9 protein-coding genes are annotated in these 15,785 nt (G+C 58.3%); 3 read left to right on the top strand and 6 right to left on the bottom strand.

The annotated features are described in order from the left end of the window. Window positions 1-211 precede the first annotated feature (211 nt). From HFP54_RS24740 to HFP54_RS24720, 5 genes are all read right to left on the bottom strand, one after another. The gene (locus HFP54_RS24740; RefSeq protein ID WP_168567229.1) at window positions 212-1,591 is read right to left on the bottom strand and encodes a glycosyltransferase family protein; all 1,380 of its coding nucleotides are present in this window, start codon (window positions 1,589-1,591) and stop codon (window positions 212-214) included. Continuing rightward, window positions 1,497-2,360: a DUF1559 family PulG-like putative transporter gene (locus tag HFP54_RS26500; protein WP_168567235.1), complete on the bottom strand. Its 864-nt coding sequence runs from the start codon at window positions 2,358-2,360 to the stop codon at window positions 1,497-1,499. Before HFP54_RS26500 ends, HFP54_RS24740 begins: the two co-directional genes overlap by 95 nt. A 67-nt stretch (window positions 2,361-2,427) precedes the next feature. Beyond that, complete coding sequence (locus HFP54_RS24730; protein ID WP_168567234.1) at window positions 2,428-3,576, bottom strand: hypothetical protein; 1,149 nt, start codon at window positions 3,574-3,576, stop codon at window positions 2,428-2,430. 1,306 nt (window positions 3,577-4,882) lie between these two features. Further along, window positions 4,883-7,003, bottom strand: coding sequence for a carboxy terminal-processing peptidase (locus HFP54_RS24725; protein ID WP_197137122.1), 2,121 nt, complete (start codon window positions 7,001-7,003; stop codon window positions 4,883-4,885). A gap of 381 nt (window positions 7,004-7,384) precedes the next feature. Continuing rightward, window positions 7,385-8,779 carry a PDZ domain-containing protein gene (locus HFP54_RS24720; protein WP_168567233.1) on the bottom strand — a complete coding sequence of 465 codons (1,395 nt, stop codon included), beginning with the start codon at window positions 8,777-8,779 and terminating at the stop codon, window positions 7,385-7,387. A 212-nt stretch (window positions 8,780-8,991) separates the two neighbouring features. Between HFP54_RS24720 and HFP54_RS24715 the strand changes: the two genes are divergently transcribed. The 3 genes from HFP54_RS24715 to dnaB all read left to right on the top strand — a co-directional run bounded on the left by HFP54_RS24715 (window position 8,992) and on the right by dnaB (window position 14,014). Continuing rightward, window positions 8,992-10,020, top strand: a complete 1,029-nt coding sequence (locus HFP54_RS24715; protein ID WP_168567232.1) for a GNAT family N-acetyltransferase — start codon at window positions 8,992-8,994, stop codon at window positions 10,018-10,020. Window positions 10,021-10,572: 552 nt separating this feature from the next. Next, a complete protein-coding gene (locus tag HFP54_RS24710; protein WP_168567231.1) occupies window positions 10,573-12,453 on the top strand; it encodes a DnaA/Hda family protein in 1,881 nt (626 codons plus the stop codon). A gap of 115 nt (window positions 12,454-12,568) precedes the next feature. After that, entirely contained in the window at window positions 12,569-14,014 is a 1,446-nt protein-coding gene (dnaB, locus tag HFP54_RS24705; RefSeq protein ID WP_146413543.1) for a replicative DNA helicase, read from the top strand. Between the two features lie 102 nt (window positions 14,015-14,116). Here the strand turns inward: dnaB and HFP54_RS24700 are convergent, their stop codons facing one another. Further along, on the bottom strand, window positions 14,117-15,739 hold the full coding sequence (locus HFP54_RS24700; RefSeq protein ID WP_168567230.1) for a hypothetical protein: 1,623 nt from the start codon (window positions 15,737-15,739) through the stop codon (window positions 14,117-14,119). Window positions 15,740-15,785: the final 46 nt, after the last annotated feature.

Raw genomic sequence — 15,785 nt, 5'->3', positions numbered from 1 at the left:
ACCCCCGTCCCCTTAACGCTGCTCGTCCCCTTAACGCTGCTCAGTTTCAGCCCACTGAAGCAGGACACATTGAAGATGAGTTTGAGAGGGAACCGAGAGTGTGCCGAATGTAACACCGATTTCATTTAAAAGCTCATGCTTGGCGGAAACTCTGATGCGATGGCTATGGGTCTGGTCGCACCTCCTGTTCGCGCGGTACGTGCCGAATTCATCAGGCTTGCAGCATTTGCCACTGCTTGGGAAAGCTTTGCACCATGCAACGCACGCCTTCGGAGATGATAATTAACTGTGACGGTAGCCACGCGACCGTGTATCGGTCCATATGCGAAATTAGCATGTATGGGGCTGATGTTAATAGACACATCGTCAAGCCAATCCAAAAGAGCCTGGTCGGAACGTAATTCAAATGAAGCAATACAGCGAGGCAGCTGATGAGTGAACAGATTCGAATCATTCCTCCGCCCCAAGTCTGCCACGCATTCCATACAGAGATTTCGTCAAAAGGCTTTGGCCAAACGTGACAGGCAATCAATCTGGTGACGCACCGCGAAACATAATCACCAGGATTGTTTACGATATGGTCGATCGCTTCACTTCGTCGTGCTCGTACGAAGTTCAATTCCCCGTTTTCAAGTATCAGTTGGGTCGAAGTGGAATGTCGTGAAGTCATCGGGTGAAGCCGCATCGTATTCATGTCAAGCAGGCCGTCATCGTCCAATACTTGAGACTGCCATAGCTCGAAGCCGGCGTTCGATTTGACCGGCACCCAGCCTCCCATGCGCAGACGACAATATACGAGCCATGGAAGCAATACGAGAAGTATTGGGATCAGAAAGTAGCCAACTTGTCGATGTTTGAGGTTTGCGAATAGCAGAAACACCACCGTCGCAGCGATACCAACCGAGGGATGTGTAAGTAGGGCGATCCCGACAAAAAAACCGGAGACCATAAGCGATAACGCCGTGCTGGGACCGGTCGCCGCCCGGTCGATGTACCAGATCGTCAAACTGGATAACGCTACCGTCATAAATGGATCGTGCGTATTCAGGAATAGAAGGGTTGCGTTGGCGATTAGCGCCCATGCCGTAAACACCGATGGGATGAGGGTTGGCAGTTGGTACTTCCGCAGAAGCGAGATGACCAATGTGGTCCACAGAATCGCGGCCGCTCCCTGGCCCAGCCAGATCGCACAGTAAATAAAGGCCGTGTTTTCACCCGCGATCTTCATCACAACGGCCAACACATAGGTTGTGACGGGCGGCATCCACGCGGTTGGACCCGTGCGGACGACGAACGGATCCGAGTAGCCATCGCCATTCACGATCGCTTTGGCAATTCTTCCGTGAGCCCCTAAAAATGCACGTCCTTTGAGGTCCGCCTGAGAAGAATACGATGCCAACGGGCCATGGCTAAACGCGCCCAGAAAAAAAAGAATCGCAATCGCCAATCGAACAAGAGCCGTTCCCACGCGATCCCCGGCGCCGGCCTTCGGTGGATCATTCTCTTGCATTGGGGGATAACCATTGTAGCCAAACGCGGCGGTCAATCTCGTATGAAACCTGTTGAACATGCCCATCGAGGAAACAAACATTCAACGTCGCCGGATGTGCGGATCCCCATCCATTTCGAAACGGGGCGTCGAGGCCATCTCGACCAAGATCGGCACCGCTGCGAGCCGTTCCATGACTGCCTCCCAACCAGGGCGGCTCGTCATGCCACCAAGACGTTGCGGTTTGGATCAGTGGGTGATAGGCCTTCTCTGCAACGAGGATCGTATTGGAGTTTCCGTCTTGAACATACGAAAGGCGTCGTGCGATTGGACGATCACCGATCAGCTTTCGATTTGCCGCAAAGTCGATCTTTGAATATCGATGGCCACCACCGATGTAGATCCCAGAATCATCTTGTTTCGGCGCCTCAGGAATTCCGCGGCTTCGAGACGGGCACCGGAATGTCGAGATCAACAACGAATAGACGAGTCGCTCGAATTGTCCTTGGTGTCCCAGATCTGGAAGTAGGCTATACGACCAAGGGCCTCCCTGTTTCGTAACGGACTGTCGTGGAGAGCCCACGCCCCAGACGGCGATGTGGCCAGTGTGGCGATGGATGGTCCTCGGTTGGAAGGGGCGGCCGTCGACATCTGAAATCATTTGGCCACTCACTTCACCTCCGTTGTGAGGGAGAAAATCTGTCCGAGCGTGAAAGCTATGAAATGCCAGACCGTTTTGCCGGAGCCGGTTGGAGCACATCATCGTTCGGCTCGATTCGCGGGCATTGTGTACGGCAATCGCACCAATCCCAACCAGCATCGCAAAAATTGAAAGTGTGACGAGCAGTTCAAGGAGCGTGAATCCTCGCATCACCGTTCCTTTGGTTACTGGCCAAAGACAATTTTGAGCATCGACATTTGAAAACTCGTTTCAAGAGCTAGGGCGACCGAGTGCGCCAACGGCGGTACACTCCGATACAAAGAACGAGAGTCACGATTAGGCTTAGAAGAATACTCAGCCACTTCATTTGGCTGGTGGAATCCTGCAGAAGAAAGCGGTGCCCTGTTCGGAGGTCTTCCACCCATGTGCCTTGCGGAGGAGTGATTCGATAACCTGCAACCCTTGCTCCTAACGTCTGCAAGCTGTCCAGAGCGACCGTTTCTCCGTCGAAGGCCATCGTCACCGCCTCAGGCTTTGAGGCAAACATCGGATCAAAGAAGGTCACCGTCAATCGGTCGAAATGATCGTGGTTCCGGTCAGAAGCGGTTGCGTCGATATCCAAAAAATGAAGGTCTCCAATGAACATGGTGCGCCGGACGACCTTATACGGTGGATCATGATTGCATATGAATTCTTCCGTTGGGTGGCCCGCAGAAAAACTCATTGGACCGAGATCGGGTTGCCATCGCACCAGCAACGTCTCTTCCTCATCGGAGCCAGTGCTTGGCTCATCAGGCACCAACGTTAAGCAGCCTTTCGCGAGCTCGTCCGTGAAATCGATGGGTTTGAAATTTTCGTCCACCAGCAGGCCGCGGGTCATCAATGCAGCGACGCAAAGCCAGTGATGCGTCGGCCTCGCATTCAACTCGTCTCCATTGATGCCATATTCCGCGTACGGACGTCCGTCCACGGTCAATTGGTTTCCATCACACGTACCGTTGGTTCCTGTATACGGAGAGTACAACGTTGCAGCGTCGCCATCAAAGCATTTTACTGACGGATACAACTTGACTTCGTCTGTCCCCTGAACCAATTGGGGGATCGTTTCGCAGGTCACCCATGCGTGGCTGTCGATGTTGATTTTGACATCCATGAGCAACTTCGCGGTGACCGTTTTGCTGGGATAACGTCCAGATCGCATTGGAGATCCGTCGTCATCGAACTTCACCTGTGAATGCCGCGGCCACACGAGCCGCCCGCGCAACCCCATCTGAAGGTCGTCGTCGATTGACTTCGCCGCCGTCGCGTTCCATGCTTTCGCGATCATTTCGACCGTATCCGACGCGATCGACGGGGTGGGATAACAGAACGAGCACAAAACCAATATCTGTGCAATAAGTGCCGGTTTAAACATGGCGCGAATCACCCGCTTTCACAGTTGAAGAACTCCAATGATTGCGACGAGTTCGGTACCATCAGTCTGAACTAAGCGAAGCTGCAGATGGTTGGATCCGCGATCCAGCATGTCGCGAACTCGCGGTGAGTGTAGCGGTTGGCATCACGGGGCCCGGATAAGATTGCAGATCTCTCCACCCAAACCCCACGTTTAAAACTCACCTCTGCTTTGGTTTCTGGCCCCACTAGCAACGGCGAATCTCCGATTCGATAGACCGCCTGGACACTGGCTGTTCGACGTTGCGCAGAGCGAGTATTTGGGCACAACCACCGGCCGTCAATTCGCAACTGTGCACTGAGCCGGACCGTGTTGCCCGCCCTAATGAGCTTGGGTAGTTCCTCGGATACAAGCTGAGCATCACAGGTGAAACGACAGGTAAAGCCGACGAGAATCAGGTCATCCGATGATCTGTTTTGGATTTCCAGATCCAATGGAAGGCTGCCGTGCTCTTCTACGTAAACATCGCGACTGATCACCTGCACGCCAGGACCGTGTTGGATCGTGGAGTGCAAGAGAGACCAGAGAATCGGCAAGACGACCGGTACGACGAATACCAAGATGCCGCAAACCGGTCGGAGATTCCAGAAACCGAAACGCCCCCCGAGAAACTGACGACCTTTCGGTTTCGTTCGCCCCTTCATCTTCGAACTTGCCCCTGACAATCGATGATACTCCCTTGGTAATCCAAGGTGCCCCGAAGAGGCGTTATTATACCCTCCCCTGTCCACCGCCGTGTCGTTTTTTGTGAAAACTGGTTTTGGACTGGCTTATAGCGAGATGGGAACCTTGTGGATGCTTTGGTTGGATAGCCGTGACCTTCCCGTCTTGCTTCTCGGTGCGTAGGTGAGCCCGTGAGCGATGATCCAGAACATCTGTCGACGAGGATTGCTGTCTGTTGCTCCATACGGGTTGCGTTACGGAAGGCTGAGTTTGCGGTGGGTCACGATTCAGAAGCCAGGATCGCAACGACACGAACACTTGGGGCCACAGACGTCGCGAAAAAGGGGAGGGGGTGGCTTTTGGTCTCGGTTGTCCCAGACGGAGGCTTTCAGCGGTCGGTGAGTGGGGCGCGAACGCCACTTTCGCGGAGCGAAAGGCGACTTTGGGTAGGCCGGTCGCTAATAAGGGGACGGGGGGAAATTCCGCGATCGGTGAGTGGGGCGCGAACGCCACTTTCGCGGAGCGAAAGACGACTTTGGGGGTGGGCGCAAAAAAAACGCGACCTGCCGGATCGGGAGGTCGCGTTGAGTGATTGTCGTGAGCCCCGGCGGCGGGCCTAATTCAGCCGAGCCAAGTTCTGGGCACGCAAGGCCTGGATGTACTCGTAAGTGATATTCATCACTTCGTCATAGTAGAACGAATCGGGATAAATCTTATCACTCGGTTCGCTCATCTCTTCGGCCAGCTTGTCGTCTTCCTCGGCGGCTTCGAGTTCCTTGCGGCGTGCTTTGAATTCTTCTTCGTTGATCGACAACGTGTCACGTTCCTTTTGGCGGACGTACAGTTCGATGCGACGCAGCAGGTCGGTGAATTCGTCGTTCTGCTGAACACGCATCTGTGAGTTGCGACGCAGCTGGTCGACCATGCTGCGAGGCACAAGGCTGTACAGATCGTGACGTTTTGCCGGGACACGGTCGAATTCGATCGCGTAATCCAAATCGCTTTCGCCGACGTCCATCTTCGCGATGATGCTGGGCAAAACGATGTCGGCTGGCACACCCTTCAGCTGTGTGCTTTCACCGTCGGGCAGGTAGAACTTCTGCAAGGTCACTTTCAAAGCACCCAAGTTTGCACGCTGGTTGCTGAACAAGGCTTCGCCGATGTCCACCAGGGTCTGCACCGTTCCTTTTCCGTGAGTGTTCGGGTCACCGATCACGATGCCACGGCGGTAATCACGGATCGCACCGGCCAGAATTTCGCTGGCACTTGCACTGAGCTTACTGGTCAGGACGACCAACGGACCGTCCCAAGCGACGCCATGTTCATCGTCGTCGTACTTGGTGACGTTTCCACGTGAATCTTTCACCTGAACGACCGGGCCATGATCGATGAACAGACCCGTCAGGGTGATCGCTTCGGTCAAGCTGCCGCCGCCGTTCTTGCTGAGATCCAAGACCACACCGGCAACACCTTTGGCTCGGAAATCATCCAAGATTTTGCGGACGTCCCGAGTGCTGCTGCGGTAATCCGCGTCGCCGCCGTCACGCGCCTTTTCCATGTCCAGATAGAAGCTGGGCAGATTGATGTAGCCGATCTTCAGCGGTTGATTGACGCCGGGGACTTGGTGTTCGAGGATTTCGCCTCGCGCCGCCGATTCTTCCAATTCGACTTGGGCGCGAATGATCTTGTATTCCTCCACCGCGCTGACGCCGCCGGGTTTGACGCCAAGGCGGACCGTGGTGCCCGCTTTGCCGCGGATCAAGTCGACCACGTCTTTCAGCGGCATTTCAACGATGTCGACCGATTCGCCGCTGTCGCCTTGGCCGACCGACACGATCACGTCATCGGGCTTCAAGCGGCCATCTTTGTCGGCGGCACCACCGGGGATCACGCTGCTGACGACGGTGTTCCCGTCTTTTTCACGCAAAGCCGCACCAATGCCCTCCAGGTTCAGCCGCATTTGAATGCGGAAATCTTCCAGTGTTCCGGGCGACATGTAGGTGCTGTGCGGATCGAAGCCGCTGGTGACGCTGGTCAGGTACATTTCCAGCAAGTCGTCCGAATCGGTGTCTTTCCAACGTCGTGCGTATCGTTGGTAACGACGACGCAGTTGATCCTTGGCTTCCTCGGCGGTCTTGTCGTCGTCCATCAACAACAGCATCGCGTACTTGATCTGCTTGCGCCAGCGGTCGCGAGCCTCGGCGTCGTTTCGTGCATATTGGGCTTGGTCCGGGTCGACGACGATCGATTCTTCTTTGGTGAAATCGAAATCTTGATCCAGCAACTGCATCGCCATCGCGACGCGTTCATCGACACGCTTGGTAAAGCGGTTGAAGATCACATACGCGGGATTGATGTCGCCACGTTTGACCAGGTCATCGATCGACGCCTCGTACTGACGAAACTGGTCGACGTCGCCCTGCAAGAAGTAAATCTTCAGCGGGTCCAGCATGTTCAGGTAAAGATCCAACGCACGCTGGCTGATTTGATCGTCCAATTCGCGTGACGACACGTGCTGGCGTGGCATCAGCTGGGAAATGATCTGTGCCAACTGGCGGTCTTGCATCGACGGGCCGCGGGCGGGCGGATTCGCCGGGGCGGCTTCCTGAGCCGCGATCGGATTCATGACCGATGACGAAACCAACAGCATCACGATCGCCATGCCCGGTCGACATCGAGCGACGATCGACGATGGGCGATGTGTCAGGTTTTGGGTTGCGGAGTCGCAGCAATCCATGGCGTTTTCCTAGACGGATCAAACAAGTAAAAGTTGCCGGAGCGACGCGAGTCGCGTCAGCGCATTCCGACCGGCAGGCGGAGTCGATGCCCCAACCACGGCGCTGCGGATGGGGGACACCTCGATCGTAGGACCCGCGGCAGCCCGTCGCAACGTCGTTTTGGCGTAGCATGCGATCAAGGTTATTCGTGACCAATGCCTGAGCGGTTCAGTGTATCGCCCGGCACAGACGTGCGTCGCATCGAGCGAAACATTGCCCTTGATGCCGGGAAATTCGATGTCTCCGCCAACCCCAGGGGCGATTCGCGACGGCAACCGCCACGAGCCGGGACGCAACGCAGGCATCACCGCCACCGATCGACGGCACGTATCGTCGGTCGATCACAGTTCCCGTTCCGGTGGAAAATCAAACGTGTCCGAATCGATCGGCTCGTCGTCACCAAAATCCATCGTGTCGGACTGGCCCGCCGGGGCCGGTAGTTCTTCCACCGCGTCGCCGGCGCCCGGCTCGGGGGACTCGGTGGAGGCCGACGGTTGTGGCTCCGGCGTTGGTTTCGATTCCGACGACTGGGACGAACCGCCGAACATGCCGCCCAAGACGGACCCGAGCCCGCTGATCATCGTCGAAGCCGAATCCGATGCCTCGGCCGCGTCAGATTCGACCCGCTGTGCCGCCGCGACTTTGTCTTTCACATCCGAGCCGCCAGAGTTTCCATTGCCATCGGCGTTGCCCGGCGCAGCCAGTCGGCGTTCGATCAGCCGGTTGTCACGGATGACTTGGACCACGACCGGGTTGGATCGGTCGGCCGACGCCAGCGTCGCCGCCACCGCTTGGTCACGCCACGCCATGCCGTCGACCGAGACGATTCGGTCGCCCGCACGCAAACCGGCCCCCGCCGCGACGCCGCCGGGGGTGACCGAATCAATTTCAAAACCCACCGCGTCGCCGGACGAAGTGCCGGTCAAACCGACCGCCGATTTCCAAGCCGATGCATCGATGCGTTGCGGCAATCGTGGCGGCGGGGTCGTCGCGTCTTCGTCGCCATCGTCAGTGCTGGTGGATGCCGCGACGGCTTCGGGCGAAGGCGAACGTTGTCCCACCAAACGAATCGTGGCGTCATAGGCGGTGTAGCCACGAATGATTCGCACCCGAGCGTCTTCGCCGGGCGACGTGGACCGCAAAGCCACAGCCAATTCGTCAACATCGGTGACCGAACGATTGTTGAACTGGACCAAGATGTCGCCTTCGGCCAGCCCGCTTTGCCGCAGATTCGATCCGGGCAAAATCCGATGAATCCGAACACCACGCACCGGTCGGGTGACCGCCAAAGCCTCCACACCCAAACGGCCGGGGCCTTTACCGGACGCGTTCCCGCGATCGCCGGCGGAATCCGTCTCGGACAGCGGAGCCTCAAAGACGTTGGAACCTGCCGGATTTCCACCGCCATCATTTCGCGGCGAAATTCGCTGAAGCCCCCTGTCGGTGTCCGGCGTCGGGCTGACCGGAACACGGTTGCGAACGACCGGACCGCTTCCTTCGGGTGTCGTGTTTGGTCGAATCAAGTTGCCGCGGGCTCGGCGCGACGCGTCATAGCCGGGGACCGGGGGCGGCGGCACGGTGGGGGGAGCGATACCGCGGATGCGGTTGCCCAGACGCCGGAACAGCCCCTGTGCGTCGGCCGGTGCGGGGGTCAGAAGACTGCCGATCACGCCGGCAAGCAGGATCGCGGCCAGCCCGTTGATCGGCGAGCCCATTGGTTTCCTTTGAACTCGCATCCATCCATTCGCTAATCGAGTCGTTCAAACTTGTTTGGTTGGTTCGCCCGTGTCGCCGAACGTGTCGCCGCCGCAGGACATAATAAAGTCTAATGGCGTTTCGGGAAACGAATTGCCGCCCCCATTGGATGAACTTTGCTCCAATCGGTGGCCCGATTTTTCGCTCTCCCGCTTGTCTTTCGATTCGTCACCCCAACGCTGTCGACCCAACCATGAACGGTGCCCAACCGCAGGACGCAGCGGCGCCCCGGCCGATGCCGCCGGCCGCCGCGATGCAACGGATTGCAACGGATTTACCACGTTTATTACAGGATGTGTCGATCCAACGCTCGCACATCATCGCGGATCAGTGGATGACAACGCTGCGCAGCGGACGCAGCGATCAGATCGTGGCTGCGGCGGTCAAGGAGTCCGAGTCGACCGATCAAGCCAGCTGGGCGACCGCCGTGGCCATCGCGGCTGACAATTCCGATGTCGCCAACGTGTTATTTGCCGCCGAACAGATCGTCGATGCCGGGGATGCCGAAATTCCCGCCCAAAGGGTCCACCGGCTGCGTCGACACTTGGTCACCCAGATGGACCGGCTGCTGCGGCGACGCAACATTGCTTTCGCCCAGTGGGCTACCGACGCGGTCGATGCCGAGGCCCGGCCGCGTTGTCGTCCGGTCCAGATGGGCTTCACGCCGCTGGGCACGCTGCAGTACATGGCGCTGCAACCGCTGCGGATCACGATCCCGGAAGACCCCGAAATCACGTGGCGGATCGGCCGGCACGTCGTCCCCGCCCCCATCGAGCAACCGGTCGACGATGACTTTCGGCGTGTCGTCGAAGCGACCTACACGGACAGCCTGGACTGTCCCGGCTTTTCCAACTTTCGCTCGGCCGCCCAGTTGTTGGAAAGCTATCGGCGTTCGGATTCGTTCTGCGACTCCGGCTGGCACCTGATCACCAAAAGCGATGCCACCGTCGGCGTCCTGCTGATGTCCCTGCACGCTTCGAAGGACGACAAGCCGCCGGCCGCCGAAGTCACCTACATGGGGGTGCTGCCGGAATTTCGGGGGGGCGGCTTAGGGGCCCAGATCTTGGAACAGGCGGTCACGTGGGCGCTTGACCACCAGTGTGACCGGCTGCTGCTGGCGGTGGACACCGAGAACCAGCCCGCCGGCCGGATCTACCGGCAACGCGGTTTCCGACCGATTTTGCTTGAGTCGATCTGGGGCAGAAAAATTGAAAATCGATGAAGTCGCCCGTTCGTTCTGCCCCCGATTCAAGGCGGTCGTCGTAAGTCGTTGTTGCCAAGCGGTTTGCAAAAGTAAACATTGCGTGAATATTTCAGCCCATTTCAACCGGCGACAGATTATCCACGGGTCGATAAACTGAAAGCCGTGCCTGTGGTGGTCGCGAATCCGCCACGCCACAACACACCGGACCGACGTAATTTCAGGGGCCGCACGACGCGCCGACTTGGTCCGCCGAAGACCCGTTTTCGAGCCGCAAGTAAGCGAGTTTGACTTGAATGCTAGCAATCCTAGAATCTGCCTCCACGTGGCACTCAGGCAGTCGCCGGAGCACCACGTGAAGGAGTCTGCGACGGCGGGTCAGCCGCCCGGCGGAGCTAGGTTGGTCAGGTCATTCTGCCAACGCTTTGGTGTGTCGTCGAAAGATTCCGGCCGGACCCCAACCGGTCACCACTGGATTTCGGAATCACGCAACAGCAACGATGGCTGGCGCGTGGTTTCCAACGGATGTTTCTCTTCGGCGACAAAGCATTGAAGGAGGATTGCGCTACCGGTATGTCTTCATCGCATGGCAGCACCGACGATAAGGAAGTCGTCGACCGATTCAAGGAAGCGTTGATGCGACGTATCGGCGAAGACCGATTTCGTCTGTGGTTCGGCCAAGGGGTCGACATCACAGTGCAGCACGGCGATGACCAGAGTAGCGCGTCCGAAGCCGACCAGGCCGCCCCGTTGGGATCACGGTTCGATGCCGCGATCGTCTTGAACGTCCGCGGACAATTCGCCGCCGACCGCATGCAATCCAAATTGCAGCGTGAACTGCGTGCCGCCGCCATGGCCGCCGCGCCCCAGCCGACCGACGGTTCACCACCGCCGATGTGGGGTTATCGCATCGAAGTCCGTCCGCCCGCGGTTCAACAAACCCTGGCCGATGACATCGTCGATCCCGCACCGCCCGCGGTCGCTAAACGAGCGGCACGACCGGCGGCAACCGCATCCCACACGGATCGTCGCCCCGCAAGCCGACGTCATCGTCGCGGCGGCCGTTCGTCCGAATCGATCGCCACGCTGTGGGATCACAGCCAGCAACAACGCGACCAGAAAGTAAGCGATCGCAACGCTCCCGCGCAACAACAAGACGGACAATCGCACGACGCCACGCGGCGCCAGGAATCCAAGCCGCGATCATCGCGCACTGCCGACAGTACCCCTGCCGCTGCGGCTGCATCGACCGACGTCGCGGCGACGACGTCGATCGACGAAGCCGCCTCGGTGGCGGATCCGTCGGGTAATCCCCCCTCGGCGAACACTCCGCCCGCCAAGAACCGTTCGGCCAAAAACCATTCCGCCGCGGCCAACTCGTCATCGGCTCCCACGCCCGCTACAGGCGGTTGCACCGGAGCCGAGTTCACCATGGCCAACTTCTTGGGCGGACCGTCGAACCAGTTGGCTTTGACCGCCGCACGAATGGCCTGCCAGTCGCCCGGATCGGCCACGCCGTTGTATTTCCACGGCCCCAGCGGTGTCGGCAAAACTCACTTGGCCCAAGCCATCGCCGCCCACATGCGTCAGCGTCACCGCATGCGACGCGTCATGTTCTTGTCGGCCGAACGTTTCACCAACGACTTCATTCAGTTCGTCGGGACCAGCGGTTTGTCGGCGTTTCGCCGTCGTTATCGCGAAGTCGATGCGTTGATCATCGACGACATCCAATTTGTCGGTGGCAAAAAGGCGACGCTTCGCGAATTGCTGTACACGACCGAAGCGTTGATGGAACAGGGACGCCCGGTCATCTTCACCGCCAACCGTGCCCCCAGCGAAATCAACGGGCTGACCGGTGAATTGGTCGGACGCATGGCGTCGGGTTTGGTGTGCCCGCTGTTGCCGCTGGACAACGCGATCCGCGTGCCGCTGATGCAGCGTTTGATCACCCAACGATGCAACATCCAGTGGCCATCCGAAGTGGTCGACGAAATCGCCGGGATGATCGACGGGGACGGACGTCTGGTCCGTGGCGTGGTCAACTTGGTCGACACCTTGCAACGCATGTACGGACGGATGCCGACGATGGATGAGATTCGTCAGTTCGGCGGCGACATCCTTCGCAGCCAGGCACCGCCGGTCACACTGTCGACGATTGAACGCGCCGTTTGCCAAGTCTTCGATTTGGACGACGCGATCTTACGCAGCAACGCGCAAACACGGACGGTCAGCGAACCACGGATGTTGGCGATGTACTTGGCCCGCCAGAAAACATCGTCGGCCTTTTCCGAAATCGCCAAGCACTATGGCGGCCGCAGCCACAGCACGGCCATCGCGGCATCGAAAAAGGTGACCGCTTGGATCGAATCAGGCAAACTGATCGGTCGCGGCCCCAAAGCTTTGTCGGCCGAACAGGCGGTTCAGCGGATCGAACAAGTGCTGCGGACCGGCTGATTCACCACGGACGGGTTTTCGGTTGCGGACCCTCCGGTCACCGCCGTGACTTTTGCGGCAAGATCGGACGCGGCCGACCCAGGATTCTTTGCAATTTCAGGATGACAGGATCGACATGAGCGCCGGTTTTCCCAACACGTACAGTCGTCGCGATAAACCCGAACGCAAACAATCCGCGGCGGAAATTCTGCAGCGTAACCCGCCCTTCGATTTGGAAGCCGAAATGGGCGTCTTGGGCAGCGTCCTATTGATGCCCGATGTGCTGGACGACTTGGCGTCGCTTCGCAGCGAAGACTTCTATGACGACGCCAACCGGATGATCTATCAAACCTGTCGTGACATGTACGACACGGGCGAAAAGATCGACATCACGTTGCTGGTGTCCAAGCTGCGGACTGCCGGCAATTACGACAAGATCGGCGGCGCCGCGTACTTGGCCAAACTGTCCGGCGCTGTCCCCAACGCGGCACACGCGTCGTACTACGGCGAAGTCGTCGCGGAAAAAGCCGTCTTTCGGCGACTGATCGAATCCAGCACGGAAATCCTCCGCGACGCGTACGATCAATCCAGCACCGCCAAAGAACTGTGTGCTCAAGCGGAACAAAAAGTCTTTGCGATCATGGACGGCCGGTCCAGCCAATCGCTGCACAGCCTTAGCGAAGTGCTTCACCAAGCGATGGACCGCATGGAAGCTCGCATGCGAGACGAGGTCACCGACGGCGGGGCCGAAACCGGGCTGACAGACTTTGACCAGATGACCGGTGGACTGCACAACGGCGAACTGATCATCCTGGCCGCTCGACCGTCGATGGGCAAAACGGCATTGGCAATGAACATCGCTGAACACGTCGCCATCGAACAAAAATTGCCCGTGCTGTTCGTCAGCCTGGAAATGTCGGGCATCGAATTGGCCGACCGGATGCTGTGTTCGCTGGCCCGCGTCAACGGTCACCGCCTTCGAAACGGAACCATTTCCTCCGACGACCAAGGCCGGTTGGTCCAAACGGCCAATGAGATCAGCCAAGCTCCGCTGTTCGTCGACGATTCACCCAGCCGGACGGTCAGCGAAATCGCGGCGGCCGCCCGGCGGATCAAACGTCGTGAAGACGAACTTGGCATGATCGTGATCGATTACTTGCAGCTGATCGAACCCGACAACTCACGCGACCCACGGCAAGAACAGGTGGCCAAGATCGCGCGGCGTTTGAAAGGCGTCGCACGGGAACTCGGCGTCCCGCTGTTGTGTCTGTCACAGTTGAATCGTCAGGCCGAAGACAGCAAGGATCACCGTCCCAAGCTTTCGCACCTGCGGGAATCCGGTGCAATCGAACAGGATGCCGACGTGGTGATGTTTGTGCACCGCGAAGAATACTATCACCGCGGCGAAGACCGGGCGCAGTTTGCCGGCCAAGCTGAAATCATCATCGCCAAACAGCGGAACGGTCCGGTCGGCGAAGTCGAATTGACCTGGGAATCCGACTTTACGCGGTTCACCAACCGGGCGCCGGAGCATCACAGTGAATTCGACGACTACGCCGAATTCACCACGCCCGGCGGCTGATCCCGAGCGGGTTTTCGCTGTGCCGATCGAATGGTGTCGCGGCGCACACGCTGCGCGATGAATACCGATCCGAAACCGGCAACCGGCGCGATTGACACCGAATCATTTCGACGGCTGAAGCACCCATTTGTAGAAGCTTTCCGACGGTCGATCGCGGTGAAAGATCAACCGCAGATGCCGGTCCAGCGGGTCCACATCGGGATCACGCAATTCGTCAGGCACCGTCGATGACTCGTCCGCGGCATTCATTCCCATCGAACCGTCGAACATGTCCAACTCGTTATCGAACCCCAGTTCGTCGGACTCATTCGCCGCCAGATCAGCGTCATCATCATCTTGCTTCGGCGACAGTCCTCGCCACGTGTCGGGCCAGTAAGATTCCGGCGGTTCATCCGGCAACTCGACATTGAATCCTTCGATTCGTCGTCCCCACAAAACCAGTTTCGATCCATCCGGCTTGACGCCAAAGGGCAGGGGGCCAATGCCGACGATTGCGTCGCGGGGCAAATCCATCTCCTCTTTGGCAAACGCAAGAACCTCGTCATATGACGAGGGCCAGCGACCGCGTTCTGTTTCGAATCGCTGGCAAACGAGTGCCAAACGGGCCAATCGAGTGTTCTCTTCCGCACGAATCACGGTCACGGCGATGGCCCTTAACGCCGGCAGCGTCATCGCCGTCGTCATGGTCTCGACTCGTCGCCAAATGTTTGCCGATTCAAGGGTGGACTCCATGTCGGCGTTGGCTTCCGCCGCCGCACGCAAGAAAGTCACCGGATCATCGGTCGGCAAAGCGAGGAATCTTTCATACCACCGAAGGGTCTCTAATTGATCGCGAGGCCCAGCCATGCCCAGCATTTCACGAGTGATGCCATCGGGCAATGTCCCATCCTCAAAGACGGTCAACGCCACAACCCGTTCGCCGATCATCGCCTGTCGAAACGCTTGGTCCCAAGGAAGCGCACGATCCAGGTCCGCCAAAAGGCTGTCGATCTGATCCGCATTCAATCGTCCAAGCTGCACGACACGACGCAATTCTTCCAAAGCGACGTTGAACACACCCAGCCGGATCAGTTGGGGGAACACCATCAGTTCGCCTTGCAGCGTTCTTTCAAGGGCAAACAATTGTCGGACGGACTGGACGCTTGCGTTGATGTCACCGCGATCGATTGCGTCCAGATGGGTCAACGCCAGGATGGAAGCGATCTCGCGAGCCACATCGGCCGCCGGCGGAATGGTATCGACGCCGGCATAGGTCATTGGCGTATGAATCGGCCCGGCCTCATCAAGCACCTCGGCCAGATCATCACGCAAAGAGCCCGTTTCATCCAAGAATCGCCGCGCTGTTTCGCGTTCGCCCCAAGGTTCACCCGCCCACAGAGGTTGGCAAGCAGTGGTAACGTCGACCCGTGGCACACCAGCAACTCGATCGGGATAGCCGGATTCGGCGCGAAACCGGCGGATCACATCAACCCATGGTTTGGTTTGCTGGTCGGATGCCAATTCCTGACGGTACATTTCCAAGGAATCGGGATCGATTGGCAATCCGGCATCTCGGATCGCCTGCTTCATTTCCGCGACTTGCGTTTTTGCCCCGCTCTGCCGGATCGCGATGACGATCAAAAGCGATGCAATGATACCGATGGCAATGACGAAAAAGCCGATCACCAACTTCTGTAGACAACCCAACCACCTGCGTTTGCTCGGACGCTCCAACGTCGAACTCATTCGATCAACCCATCCCGCCTTTGTTGACTTTCGTAAGCCCAAAAGA

It is taken from the genome of Crateriforma spongiae (assembly GCF_012290005.1).
Lineage (GTDB): Bacteria > Planctomycetota > Planctomycetia > Pirellulales > Pirellulaceae > Crateriforma > Crateriforma spongiae.
This window is presented reverse-complemented; position numbering and strand designations above follow the sequence as displayed.

Bases quoted from the DNA above. Each gene is read 5' to 3' on its own strand.
- HFP54_RS24725 (WP_197137122.1), bottom strand. From the start codon at position 7,003: ATGGATTGCTGCGACTCCGCAACCCAAAACCTGACACATCGCCCATCG.
- HFP54_RS24710 (WP_168567231.1), top strand. From the start codon at position 10,573: ATGTCTTCATCGCATGGCAGCACCGACGATAAGGAAGTCGTCGACCGA.
- HFP54_RS24715 (WP_168567232.1), top strand. From the start codon at position 8,992: ATGAACGGTGCCCAACCGCAGGACGCAGCGGCGCCCCGGCCGATGCCG.
- HFP54_RS26500 (WP_168567235.1), bottom strand. From the start codon at position 2,360: ATGCGAGGATTCACGCTCCTTGAACTGCTCGTCACACTTTCAATTTTT.
- dnaB (WP_146413543.1), top strand. From the start codon at position 12,569: ATGAGCGCCGGTTTTCCCAACACGTACAGTCGTCGCGATAAACCCGAA.
- HFP54_RS24740 (WP_168567229.1), bottom strand. From the start codon at position 1,591: ATGTTTGTTTCCTCGATGGGCATGTTCAACAGGTTTCATACGAGATTG.
- HFP54_RS24720 (WP_168567233.1), bottom strand. From the start codon at position 8,779: ATGCGAGTTCAAAGGAAACCAATGGGCTCGCCGATCAACGGGCTGGCC.
- HFP54_RS24700 (WP_168567230.1), bottom strand. From the start codon at position 15,739: ATGAGTTCGACGTTGGAGCGTCCGAGCAAACGCAGGTGGTTGGGTTGT.